Source organism: Prauserella aidingensis, assembly GCF_024171865.1.
In the GTDB taxonomy this organism is placed as follows: Bacteria; Actinomycetota; Actinomycetes; order Mycobacteriales; family Pseudonocardiaceae; genus Prauserella; species Prauserella aidingensis.
The window spans coordinates 88,086-100,010 of the sequence record NZ_JAMTCN010000018.1; the positions used below are offsets into that span (position 1 = coordinate 88,086).

9 protein-coding genes are annotated in these 11,925 nt (G+C 71.2%); 6 read left to right on the plus strand and 3 right to left on the minus strand.

The window, feature by feature from the left end; translation table 11 throughout:
- The first annotated feature begins 12 nt into the window (after positions 1-12).
- From purN to LY13_RS17775, 6 genes are all read left to right on the plus strand, one after another.
- Positions 13-630 carry a phosphoribosylglycinamide formyltransferase gene (gene purN, locus LY13_RS17750; protein WP_253829634.1) on the plus strand — a complete coding sequence of 206 codons (618 nt, stop codon included), beginning with the start codon at positions 13-15 and terminating at the stop codon, positions 628-630.
- Positions 627-2,213: a bifunctional phosphoribosylaminoimidazolecarboxamide formyltransferase/IMP cyclohydrolase gene (purH, locus tag LY13_RS17755; RefSeq protein WP_253829635.1), complete on the plus strand. Its 1,587-nt coding sequence runs from the start codon at positions 627-629 to the stop codon at positions 2,211-2,213. The genes purN and purH overlap by 4 nt, the downstream gene beginning before the upstream one ends.
- 818 nt (positions 2,214-3,031) lie before the next feature.
- On the plus strand, positions 3,032-7,018 hold the full coding sequence (locus LY13_RS17760; RefSeq protein WP_443678909.1) for a Pls/PosA family non-ribosomal peptide synthetase: 3,987 nt from the start codon (positions 3,032-3,034) through the stop codon (positions 7,016-7,018).
- Positions 7,015-7,722, plus strand: coding sequence for a BPL-N domain-containing protein (locus LY13_RS17765; RefSeq protein WP_253829639.1), 708 nt, complete (start codon positions 7,015-7,017; stop codon positions 7,720-7,722). The genes LY13_RS17760 and LY13_RS17765 overlap by 4 nt, the downstream gene beginning before the upstream one ends.
- Entirely contained in the window at positions 7,719-8,507 is a 789-nt protein-coding gene (locus LY13_RS17770) for a dimethylarginine dimethylaminohydrolase family protein (RefSeq protein ID WP_253829641.1), read from the plus strand. Before LY13_RS17765 ends, LY13_RS17770 begins: the two co-directional genes overlap by 4 nt.
- 5 nt (positions 8,508-8,512) lie before the next feature.
- Positions 8,513-9,730, plus strand: a complete 1,218-nt coding sequence (locus LY13_RS17775; RefSeq protein WP_253829643.1) for a heparan-alpha-glucosaminide N-acetyltransferase domain-containing protein — start codon at positions 8,513-8,515, stop codon at positions 9,728-9,730.
- Here LY13_RS17775 and LY13_RS17780 read toward each other — a convergent pair.
- The 3 genes from LY13_RS17780 to LY13_RS17790 all read right to left on the minus strand — a co-directional run bounded on the left by LY13_RS17780 (position 9,678) and on the right by LY13_RS17790 (position 11,852).
- Complete coding sequence (locus tag LY13_RS17780) at positions 9,678-10,199, minus strand: STAS domain-containing protein (protein WP_253829644.1); 522 nt, start codon at positions 10,197-10,199, stop codon at positions 9,678-9,680. The genes LY13_RS17775 and LY13_RS17780 overlap by 53 nt on opposite strands.
- Before the next feature lie 114 nt (positions 10,200-10,313).
- Complete coding sequence (locus LY13_RS17785; RefSeq protein WP_253829646.1) at positions 10,314-11,060, minus strand: GAF and ANTAR domain-containing protein; 747 nt, start codon at positions 11,058-11,060, stop codon at positions 10,314-10,316.
- 57 nt (positions 11,061-11,117) lie between these two features.
- Positions 11,118-11,852 (minus strand): GAF and ANTAR domain-containing protein, encoded by a 735-nt coding sequence (locus LY13_RS17790; protein WP_253829648.1) that lies wholly within the window; start codon positions 11,850-11,852, stop codon positions 11,118-11,120.
- Positions 11,853-11,925: the final 73 nt, after the last annotated feature.

The following is an 11,925-nucleotide window of genomic DNA, read 5'->3' on the forward strand; positions in this document are numbered from 1 at the left end:
CTGGTTACCAGGTTGGAGTTGCCGGCACCGGCGAAACTGGTCGTTCTCGCCTCGGGGTCCGGCAGCCTGTTGCAGGCTGTGCTCGATGCGACCGCGGAACCGTCGTTTCCCGCCACCGTCGTGGCCGTGGGAACCGACCGCAAGGACGTCGAAGCGCTCGAGCGGGCCGAACGAGCGGGGATTCCGCGGTTCACGGTCCGCACCGCCGACCACCCCGATCGCGCCGCGTGGGACGCGGCGCTGACCGAGGCCGTGTCGGTGCACGAGCCCGACCTGGTCGTCTCGGCCGGTTTCATGAAGCTGCTCGGACCCGCGTTCCTGGCGGCATTCCCGAACCGGGTCATCAACACGCATCCGGCACTGCTGCCCGCGTTCCCGGGTATGCACGCGGTCGCCGATGCGCTCGCACTGGGGGTCAAGGTCACCGGGTCGACGGTGCATTTCGTCGACACCGGCGTCGATACGGGGCCGATCATCGCGCAGGACCCGGTGGTCGTGGAGCCCGACGACGACGAGTCGAGCCTGCACGAGCGGATCAAGGTGACCGAGCGTCGCCTGCTCGTGGAGGTGATCGCGAAGCTGGCCCGTGCGGGGTGCACGGTGGACGGACGAAAGGTGAGGTTGTCGTGAGCGAGCAGACTCCTGGGGCCGGGCAGCCCGGAGCCGGTCAGCGCCCCGTTCGGCGTGCGCTGATCGGTGTGTCGGACAAGGCGGGCCTGCTCGAGCTCGGCACCGGCCTGCACGCCGCCGGGGTGGAGATCGTGTCGACGGGCGGCACGGCGAGGGTGCTCGCCGATGCGGGCGTGCCGGTGACGAAGGTCGAGGAGGTCACCGGGTTCCCCGAGTCGTTCGACGGCCGGGTCAAGACGCTGCACCCGCGGGTCCACGCGGGCCTGCTGGCCGATCGTGGCAACGCCGAGCACGAGTCGCAGCTGGCGTCGCTCGACATCGCGCCGTTCGACCTGCTCGTGGTGAACCTGTATCCGTTCGAGCAGGCGGTCGCCTCCGGTGCGAGCCCCGAGGACTGCGTCGAGAACATCGACATCGGCGGCCCGGCGATGGTGCGTGCCGCGGCGAAGAACCACGGCAGCGTGGGCGTCGTCGTCGACCCGTCGAACTACGAGTGGGTGCTCGAGCGGGTGCGCGCGGGCGGGTTCACGATGGCGGAGCGCAAGCGGCTGGCCGCGCGTGCGTACGCGCACACCGCGTCGTACGACACGGCGGTGGCGTCGTGGTTCGCGAATTCGTACGCGCAGGCCGACGAGTCCGGCTACGCCGACTTCGTGGGCGCTACGTGGGAGCGCGGCGACGTGCTCCGGTACGGCGAGAACCCGCACCAGTCGGCCGCGATGTACCGCCGCGCGGGCGAGCCCGGTATCGCCCACGCCGAGCAGTTGCACGGCAAGGCCATGTCGTACAACAACTACGTCGACACCGACGCCGCGCGCCGTGCGGCGGCCGACTTCGACGAACCGGCCGTCGCGGTCGTCAAACACGCCAACCCGTGCGGCATCGCACTGGGCGACGACATCGCCGAGGCGCACCGGAACGCACATGCGTGCGACCCGGTGTCGGCGTTCGGCGGCGTGATCGCGGCGAACCGTCCGGTGTCGCTCGCGATGGCCGAGCAGATCGCGGACGTGTTCACCGAGGTCGTGCTCGCCCCGGCGTTCGACGACGACGCCCTCGAGGTGCTGACCCGCAAGAAGAACGTGCGCCTGCTGACGCTGCCCGCCCCGGAGGCGAGCCCGGTGGAGCTGCGGCCCATCTCGGGCGGCATGTTGATGCAGAGCGCGGACCGGATCGATGCCGAGGGCGACGACCCTGCGGACTGGACGCTCGCGACCGGTACTCCCGCGGACGAGCGGACCCTCGCCGACCTGCGGTTCGCCTGGCGGGCGATCCGCGCGGTGAAGTCGAACGCGATCCTGCTGGCCCACGACCGCGCCACCGTCGGTGTCGGCATGGGGCAGGTCAACCGGGTCGACTCGTCACGCCTGGCGGTGCAGCGTGCGGGTGAGCGGGCACAGGGCTCGGTCGCCGCGTCGGACGCCTTCTTCCCGTTCCCCGACGGCCTTCAGGTGCTGCTCGACGCGGGCGTGCGCGCGGTGGTGCAGCCGGGCGGCTCGGTGCGGGACGCCGAGGTCATCGCGGCCGCCGAGGCGGCGGGCGTCACGCTGTACCTCACGGGGACGCGCCACTTCGCCCACTGAGACGTCTCCCGTCCGCCCCGGTGCCGCGCGTCGGCACCGGGGCGGACGTGTTTCCGGGCCGGTGGGCAGCCCTCGTGAAGGCCGCACCGTGGTCCGGCGCCGCGGTCCCGGGCACCGCGCTCCGGGCCCTGGTCCCGGAAACGGCCCGACGGGCGGCTCGGTGCCGATCCGCAGGAGCTGTGGAGGGTCGGTGCCGTGGTCCCCTTCTCGGGTGAATCCCGGGCGTTCGCCGGTGTCCCGTTTCGCCCGCGTCCGGTGCCGGAGCGGTCCTTTCGGGCCTGGATTCCTGAACCCGCCGTCGGCATTCGTTACCGAATCCAATCGTGTGTTGAATCGTCCGTCGTTTCACGGAAAATTGTCGGCGAGACCGGGGCCTCGAGATCGAGGTAGGTGTGGCTTTTTCCCTCGCGGTCCGGTAGTCGTGCCGTCACGGTCCGCGCTCCGCACCGTTCGGTGGTTTTAACCGAACATGCGGGCCGGCGTGTGTGTGGCTGGCGGTGGTTTCCACCAGGCTTCTCGCGTAGTCGGTCGATGATCACCGGATCGCAGAATCCGGGCCCGTGCCCGTAACGTGCTCGCTCGGCGCGGCGAAAGCCGGTGTGTGGAATGACCTTCCCGCGTAGTCACCATCCGTCCTGGATTCATGCGCAACGGCACGTCGCTCGTTCCGCTGTTGCGTCCGATTCGACCACGTCGGCGACCCCGGCGTTCCCGGACCGGTTCCGGATGTCCGTCTCGTATGCAGACGAAGGGGTTCGTTTCTCGTGTCCGATATCGTTGCCGGTCTTCCTGCGAACCGGCGAAAAGGTCCGAATCAGATTCCCGCAACGGTTCCACGGAGCCGGGCCGGTGCGGGACGGCCGCGGTTGCACCGGTTCTTCGAAACCACCGTCGACCGCGTGCCGGACCGCGTGGCCGTCGTGGACGGCCCGGTCGAGGTGACGTACCGGCAGCTCGAGGCGCGCGCCAACCGGTTGGCCCACCACCTGCGACAACGCGGGATCGGTACCGGAAGCCGGGTCGGGGTGTGGCTCGGCCGTTCCCCGGACGCCTACGCTTGCGTGCTCGGTGTGCTGAAGGCCGGTGCGGCGTTCGTGCCGATCGATCCGGCGGCTCCGCCCGACCGTGTGGCCTACATCGCCGACGATGCCGACCTCGCGTTACTGATCACCTCGGCGGCGCTGGCCGCCACCGTCACCGTGTCGTCCCGTGCGGTACTGGCGATCGACCGTGCCGGCCGCGTGCTCGGCGAGCAGCCCGCGTCCCGGCTCGACGTCGACGCCGCAGGGGACGCGGCGGCGTACGTCATGTACACGTCCGGCTCAACGGGGCGGCCGAAAGGCGTCGAGATCGCGCAGTCGAGTATCTGCAACTTCATCGCGGTGGTGCCCGGCATCTACGACATACGCCCCGAGGACCGCGTGTACCAGGGGATGACGCTGTCGTTCGACTTCTCGATCGAGGAGATCTGGCCGACCTGGGCCGTCGGGGCGACGCTCGTGGTCGGTCCCACCGACGCGGCCCGGTTCGGCGAGGAGCTCGCGGACTTCCTCGACGAGTCCGGCGTGACGGTGCTGTACTGCGTGCCGACGCTGCTGGCCACGATCGAACGGGAGCTGCCCACCGTGCGGACCGTGCTGGTCGGCGGTGAGAGCTGCCCCGCGGAACTGGTCGAACGGTGGAGCACCCCGCACCGGCGGATGCTGAACACCTACGGGCCGACCGAGACCACGGTCACGGCGCTGTGGAGCGAACTGGTGCCGGGCCGGACCGTGACCGTCGGCAGGCCGTTGCCGACCTACGGCGTCGCCTTGCTCGACGAGGAGCTGCGCGAGGTGCCGAGCGGTGCGGTCGGCGAGATCTGCATCGGCGGACCGGGCGTGGCCACCGGATATGTGGGCATGCCCGAGCTGACGGCGGAACGGTTCGTGCCTCACGAGCTGGCCCCCTCGGGACGTCGGCTGTACCGCACCGGGGATCTGGGGCGCTTCACTCCTGACGGCGAGGTCGAGTACCTCGGCCGGGCCGACGCCGAGGTGAAGGTGCGCGGACACCGCGTCGACCTCGGCGAGGTCGAGAGCCTGCTTCTGGAGGACCCGGAGGTGGCGGCCGCTGCCGTGGCGCTGCCGGGCAACGGTACGGCGGAGCTCGCGGCCTACGTGACGTTGCGACGGGGCAGTGGCGAGAACGGCGCGTCACCGGAACTGGCGGCCCGGTTGCGGCACGCCCTGCAGCGTCGGCTGCCGGACTACATGGTCCCGGCGTCGCTGGACGTGTTGGCCGCGCTGCCGACGATGCCGAGCGGCAAGATCGACCGGCCCAGCCTCCCGCCGCCCGGTGGTAGGAGGCTCCGGGCAGGGGGACCCGCGACCGTCGTGCCCGCCACCGAACTGGAACGGCAGGTCGCGGCCGTGTGGTCGGACGCCCTGGACGTCCCGGCCGGCCAACTGTCGGCGGACGCCGACTTCTTCGCCGACCTGGGAGGGCACTCGTTGCTGGCGGCCCGTGCCGTGTCGCTGCTGCGGCAACGCGGTGTCGGGGACGGTCCCGCGGTCCGTGACCTCTACGCACACCCGACGATCCGGACCCTGGCGCACCACCTCGGGACGCCGCGCGCTCCGGGTACCACCGTGGCCGCCGTCGCCGCCGGGCCGGGCCCGGTGCGCCGCATGCGACGTCGTGGCGCGGCCGCCCTCCGCATCCCCGCCGGCCTCGCCCAGGCGGCGTTCCTGCTCGTGCTGATCGGGACGGGTGCGCTTCCCGTGGCCCTGGTCTACGCCTCCTTCGGTGGCGGTGTGGCGGCGCCGGGCGCCCTCGGACCGCTCGCGCTCGCGGCACTGGTCTCGTACGCCACGATGCGCTGGGTGCTGCCGCCGTTGCTCGTGCGGCTGCTGTCGGCCGGCGTGCGGCCGGGCCGCTACCGGCTGTGGGGCGTGACGTACCTGCGGCTGTGGGCGCTGGACATCGTGCTGACGCTCGCGCCGTTGCCGGTACTCAGCGGGTCGGCACTGATGGGGCCGTACCTGCGGCTGCTCGGCGCGCAGGTCGGCCGCCGCACCCACCTGGGCAGCGGCATGGTGTCCCTGCCCGCCCTGCTGTCGATCGGCGACGACGCCACCGTCGGCTACGGTGCGGCGCTGCGGCCCTGGATCGTCGAACACGAGTGGGTCGCCGTGGCGCCGGTCGTCGTGGGTGACGGCGCGTCCGTCGGGGCGTCGGCGGTGCTCGAACCGGGCGCTCGGGTCCGTGACCGCGGCGGCGTCGCCGAGCACACGGTGCTGTCCCGCAACCAGCACGTGCCGGAGGGCCGGTGGTGGGGCGGCTCGCCCGCGAAGCCGCTCACCGAGCCCGACCCGGTGGTGGCCGCGATCGAGGAACTGCCCGCGACCGGCGGCTGGAGCCGCCGGGCGTTCGCAGGCACCGTCGCAGGCCTGGCGATGCTCGAGCTGACGATGATCGCAGCCGTCGCTCCCGCGATCGTACTGGTCTGGACCGTGCTGCTGCTCGGAGGCACCGTCGCCGGTCTGATCGCCGCGGCCGTCGCGGGTCCGGTGTTCGTCGTGAGCGTGTGTGCGCTCGTGGCGGCGTTGCGCCCGGTCGTGCTGCCGCGTATCCCGCTCGGTATCCATGCGGCCCGGTCGTCGCTCGGCGTGCGCAAGTGGATGGCCGACGCGCTGCTCGCGACGAGCCTGACGCTGACCAATTCGCTGTACTCGACGCTGTACACGGTGCCGTGGTTGCGTGCGCTGGGTGCGCGGGTGGGCCGCGGGGCCGAGGTCTCCACGATCGCGCACGTCGATCCCGAGCTGCTGGTCCTGCGGGACGGGAGTTTCGTGGCCGACATGGCGTCGGTCGGGGCGGCCACGTTCCACCGGGGCTATCTGAACTTCGCGCCGACCGAGGTGGGCAGGCGGTCGTTCGTCGGCAACGCCGCGTTCGTCCCTGCGGGCACCCACACCGGTCCGGACACGCTGATCGGCGTGCTCACCGTACCGCCGCGGTCCGGCGTCCCCGCGGGGTCGTCGTGGCTGGGCGCACCGGCGATGCACCTGCCACGACGGGAAAGCAGCGGCGACCATCCCGAAAGCGAGACGTTCCGTCCGCCGAAGATTCGGGTCGCGGAACGCCTGGCGATCGAGTTCGTGCGGGTCACCGCGCCCGCCTCGATCCTCGCGGCCGCGCTGTACCTCGTGCTGCTGACGCTCTCCGAGGTCGCGAGCGCGACCGGCACCGCCGTCACGGTGGCACTCGCGCCGTGCCTGTTCGCCGCGGGATCGCTGGCCGTGTACCTGACGGTCGTGCTGGCCAAATGGGCCGTCGTCGGCCGATACCGGCCACGGTGGGAACCGCTGTGGAGTCGCTTCGTGCGCCGGACCGAACTGGTCACCGGGCTGTACGAGGCGGCCGCCGTGCCGGCACTGCTCGGCGTGCTGGCCGGCACGCCGTGGCTGCCGCCTGCCCTCCGACTGCTGGGTGCGCGGATCGGGTGGGGTGCCTGGCTGGGCACGACCTACCTCACCGAGTTCGACCTCGTGCACGTCGGACGCGGAGCCACGGTCGGCCGTGGTGCGTCGCTGCAGACACACCTGTTCGAGGACCGCGTGATGAAGATGTCGCACGTGCGGATCGGCGCGGGTGCGAGCGTCGGTGACCGGTCCGTCGTGCTCTACGACGCCACGGTCGAGGACCGAGCCACGCTCGGTCCGCTGTCGCTGGTGATGAAGGGCGAGCGGCTCACCCGGCTCACCCGGTGGATCGGCATCCCCGCTCAGAGCGACCCGCTCCCGCCCAGGGAACCGCAATGACCTCCAAGCCACTCGCGCTGGTGTATCGCGGCCCTGCGAGCAGGCCCGCGGGATGCTCCGAAGCGGTCGCCGCGGTGCTGCGGCGCAACCACCACGGGTTCGACGTCCGCTACGTCGGACCTCGCGAGGCGCTGTCACTACGCGACGACGTGCTGGCCGCCGCCACGGTGTACGCCCAGCCGGGCGGCGGGACGCTGCGTCACGGCTACCGCGTGATGAGACGGCACCGTGGGCGGATCCGCGCTTACGTCGGTGCAGGCGGGCACTACCTCGGGTTCTGCCTCGGGGGCTATCTCGCAGGCGCCACGCCGGGGTTCGCGTTGCTGCCCGGCGACACCGACCAGTACATCGCCACTCCGGGAGCGACGGTGACGACCTCGGGGGACACGATCGTCGACGTGCAGTGGGGTCACCGCACACGCGCGGTGTTCTTCCAGGACGGCCCGGTGTTCGAACTCGCCCCCACAGGGGACGGCGGGCATCGCGGCGTCACGATCCTCGCCCGCTACCCCAACCGGCAGATCGCCGCGCTGGTGACGGATTTCGGTGCGGGCCGCGTCGGCGTCGTCGGCCCGCATCCGGAGGCACCGCCCGACTGGTACGCCGACGCGGGCCTCGGCTGGCCCGGGAGCACGGCGACGGACCTGGCCGACGACCTGATCGACCGACTGCTGCACCGGCGCGTGACCGGAGGTGACGGGTGAACACGCATCTGCTGGTCTCGGACGCGGAGCACTTCCGCATCGACTACGAGATCAATCCCTACATGGACACCGGCAACCAGCCGGACGGTCGTGCGGCGGTCGCCGAGCACGACGCGATCGTCGAGGCCCATCGCAGCGCGGGCCGCACGGTGGAGCGGATGCCCTCGGCTGCCGAGTGCCCCGACATGGTGTTCACCGCGAACGCCGCGCTCGTGCGCCGCGGCCGTGCCGTGCTGGGGCGTCCGCCCACGGCACGCGCCAACGAGACGGACCACTACCGCCGATGGCTCGAAGGACGCGGCTTCGAGGTCCTCGAAGCGCCGTACGCCTTCAGCGGCCAGGGTGACGCGCTGCCGTGCGGCGACGTCCTGCTCGCCGGGTACGGCAGGCGGACCGACCGGCGGATGCACGAGTTCCTGCACCGCAGCCTGGGTTACGACGTCGTGCCGATCCGCACGGTGGACGCGCGTTGGTACGACCTCGATCTCGCCGTCGCCGTCATCGGAAACCCGCACACGCTCGCGTGGTGCCCCGAGGCGCTGGACCGGCCGAGCCGGCAGCGCATCGTGCGACTGGGGCTCGAGCTCATCGAGGTGTCCCGGGACGAGGCCGAGCACTTCGCGCTCAACCTCGTCAGCGACGGCGACACCGTCACCATGACGCGGGACGCGCCGCGGCTCGCCGCCACGCTCCGGGACCGCGGGCTCCGGGTCGTCGAGCTGCCGACCACGGAACTGGCCAAGGGCGGCGGCGGTATTCGCTGTACCGCGCTGACCCTCGGGTGAGACTCATGGGCATCCGAACGCGCTCACCCGCCGCGGCGTCGTCGGGCACGACGTCGCGGCTCGTCGGGGTCGACGCGACCCGGGGTATCGCCGTGCTGGGCATGATGGCGGTGCACGCGCTGTACATCGCGGACAGCAGCGGGGATCCGGCCTGGTGGTACTCGATCGTGTCCGGCCGGTCCGCTGCGACCTTCGCCGTGCTGGCCGGTGTCGGCATCGCCTTCACCACGCGCCGGGAGCAGGTCTCCCGCGCGCGGTGGCGGCCGGTCACGGCGTCACTCGTCACGCGGGCTCTGGCGGTCGGCCTCCTGGGCCTGGCGCTCGGCTACACCGACAGCGACATCGCAGCGGTGATCCTGCCGTTCTACGCCGTGTTGTTCCTGTTCGCGATCCCGCTCGTGTTCCTGAGCACGCGGTCGCTGCTCGTCACCGGCGGCGTGGTGGTTGCGGTCGTTCCCGTGCTCAGCCACCTGTTCCGGGATGCGCTACCCGAGCCGAGCTACGCGAACCCCTCGTACGGCTACCTGGCAGGCGACCCGCTCGGCATGCTGTCCGAACTGGCGGTCACCGGCATCTATCCGGCTCTGCCCTGGGTGGCCTATCTGTGCGCCGGGCTCGTCATCGGCCGGCTGCGGTTGTCGTCGCTGCGGGTCGACGCGTGGCTGCTCGCCGGGGGTGCGGCACTCGCCGTGGCCGCCTCCGCGCTGTCGGCCCTGCTGCTCGGTCCGTTCGGCGGCCTCGTCCGGCTCGTCGCTGCGGACGGATCCGGCGTCGTCGAGAGCGTGCTGGAGTTCGGCGCCTCGGGCACGACACCCACGACGAGCTGGTGGTGGCTGGCCGTGGACGCCCGGCACTCGAGCATGCCGCTGGACCTGCTGCACACCACCGGAACCGCGACGGCACTGCTCGGCGCGCTGCTGCTGCTCACGAACGCGTCAAGGCTGCGCGCCACCACCCGCGTGCTCGTCGCGCCACTAGCGGCCGTCGGCGCACTCACCCTGACCGTCTACTCGGCGCACATCGTCTTCCTGAACTCACCGCTCGACCGGTTCGGCGCTCTTACCGGATACCTGGTGCAGGTCGCCGTCGCCGTCGCCGTCGCCATGGCCTGGCGACGGTTCGTGGGCCGGGGCCCGCTCGAATGGGCGGTCACCTGGCTGGCGGGCCGGGCTAGCGCGATCGCGTCGAAAGACTGGGTTCGGCAGCGGCGTTCCTCCCCGTGAGCGCCAGGCGGGCGGCGCTTGTGACGTCCGGTGCTGTAAGCAGGACGTTGTCCAGTGCGACCAGGCCGAGTACCCGTCGCAACGCGGCGCTCGGCGCGGCCAGGCGTAGCGATCCGCCCGTGGTTTCGGTGCGGCGGTGCAGCGTGACGAACAAGTCCAGCCCGGCGGCGCTGCAGAAGGTCATCCGTGCGACGTCCAGCACCACGTGATTGCCCGCCGTGAGGCCCGGCGAGAGCCCGTCGGCGAGCGAGGGCGTGGTCGCGAGGTCGAGTTCACCGTCGACGACCGCCACCACCAGGCGGCCGTGTGAACGGACGTCCCAGCGCAGCAACGGCATCCCGGCTGCGTCACCGGCGACGACGCGGGATGACTGCGGTGGATGTCCGCAAGTGAATCGGGTGAATGGAAACGATACGCACATGCGGAACCCTTCGGGCAGATGGGTGCCACCGGGGTCCGGGGTGGACAAAGATCAAGTGCAGCAGTGCGATGACGAAAGTCGATCGTGCTGTGCACCCTAGGCGAATCTAACAGAATTTTCCGCTCGGCAACATCCGGTCCCGAGTTCGCCGGAATGCCAGGACTACGGCCGGACGTGGCGCTGGTTCGCGGTGTCGGTGACGGTGATGTCGACCTCGCCCACGATGATCTCGCCCGCCACCTCGCCCAGGCGCCGACTTTGGCTACGGGCGTGACGGCGCATCGCGGTGAACGCCTGGTCGGTGGTGACCCCATGGCGTTCGGCGAGGACACCCTTGGCCTGCTCGATGGTGACGCGGCTGTTCAATGCAGTCTGCAACTGCTCGGTCACCATCTCCTGGTGCCGCACGGCGCGTTCGGACAGCAGGCCGATGGTGGCCACGTCCACCAACGCCTTGCCCAGCCTCGCGTCGTTATCGTCGAGACCGTTCGGATGAGTGCGGAACAGGTTCAGGGTGCCGATGACCTGCGTCCGCAGTTGCATCGGGATGGCGTGCACGCCGGCGAAGCCCAGTTCGGTGGCCATCGCCGTGAACCGCGGCCACCGCCCCGCCACCTGGCTCGCATCGGGGAGGGTGACGACCTGGCCGGTGCGGTAGCACTCCAGGCACGGTCCCTCTTCCTCCTGCAACTGAAATAGTTCCAGGAGCTGGGTCTCGCTCGTGGATGCGGCGACCAGGCGCAGTGAGCCGCGCTCGTCGGCCAGCAGCAGCCCCGCGGTCTCGGCGTCGAGCAGCTCCACACACCGCTCGGTGAGCGTGTGCAGGAACTCGACCGTGTCGAAGCCGGCGACCAAGGTGTCAGCCAGTTCGACGAACGTGTCGGTCACTCGCTGTTCCCGCATTGTCATTCCCTCCACCATACGGCGTCCTCCGATGCAGTACACCCGGGTTGTCCTGCGCCGGGTTCATCCCGGCGCCTCGTCCGGTTCGGTTTCGGGCCGGAAACGGAGTCGGCGGGCCACCACATCAGCGGCGACCTCGTTCAGTGGGGTTTCACTGGTGAAGGCGTGGGCCCGCAGCCGCGCCAGCGCTTCGGCCACGCCAACCCCCAGTTGCACCGCGATCATGCCGGTCGCCTGATGCACCGCGTCCCGGCCACGCGCGGGTTCATCGGCCGGACGGTAGCCGAGCCGCCGGTCGACGCCGGAGGAGCTGTCCAGCAGCAGCTGCAACCCCAAATCGGCAAAGACCAGCACGTTCGCGAGGTCCTCGGTCGTCAACGGGCCCGTCTCGGCGCGGTGGAGTTCGAGTACGCCCAGCTGGATCGTGCCCGTGTGCAGGGGGAACGCGAACACGGCGGCCACGCCGCGTTCGCGGGCGGCCGTGGCGAACCCCGGCCAACGGGCGGTGGACGTGGCCAGGTCGGGGACCAGCATCGGCGAGCCGAACGTGAACGCTGCAAGCCCCGGGCCTTCGCCGAGGGTGACCTGCAGTTCCTCCAGTTCGGCCGCCAGTTCCCCCGAAGCGGCGACCGGGGTGTGCATGCCGTGTCCGGTCATCGCCGTCATGCTTACCCCGTCGACCTGCAGTCGTGTCCGGGCAGCTCGGCACAACGCCGCGGGGGAGATCCGCCCGTCCCCTTCACCGTCGGCGGCGGCTGCGGCGACCCACGCGAACACTCGTGCCGTTCGCTCGCCCATCCATCCATCCTGCCCGCATCCGTGACGGCACTGACGGCGCCCCACGGTGTTTGTACCCCACCTGTGGGCCGAC

What these genes read in the sequence shown, in the direction of transcription:
- LY13_RS17765 (WP_253829639.1), top strand. Translation starts at nt 7,015, where the DNA reads ATGACCTCCAAGCCACTCGCGCTGGTGTATCGCGGCCCTGCGAGCAGG.
- LY13_RS17775 (WP_253829643.1), top strand. Translation starts at nt 8,513, where the DNA reads ATGGGCATCCGAACGCGCTCACCCGCCGCGGCGTCGTCGGGCACGACG.
- LY13_RS17785 (WP_253829646.1), bottom strand. Translation starts at nt 11,060, where the DNA reads ATGACAATGCGGGAACAGCGAGTGACCGACACGTTCGTCGAACTGGCT.
- LY13_RS17790 (WP_253829648.1), bottom strand. Translation starts at nt 11,852, where the DNA reads ATGGGCGAGCGAACGGCACGAGTGTTCGCGTGGGTCGCCGCAGCCGCC.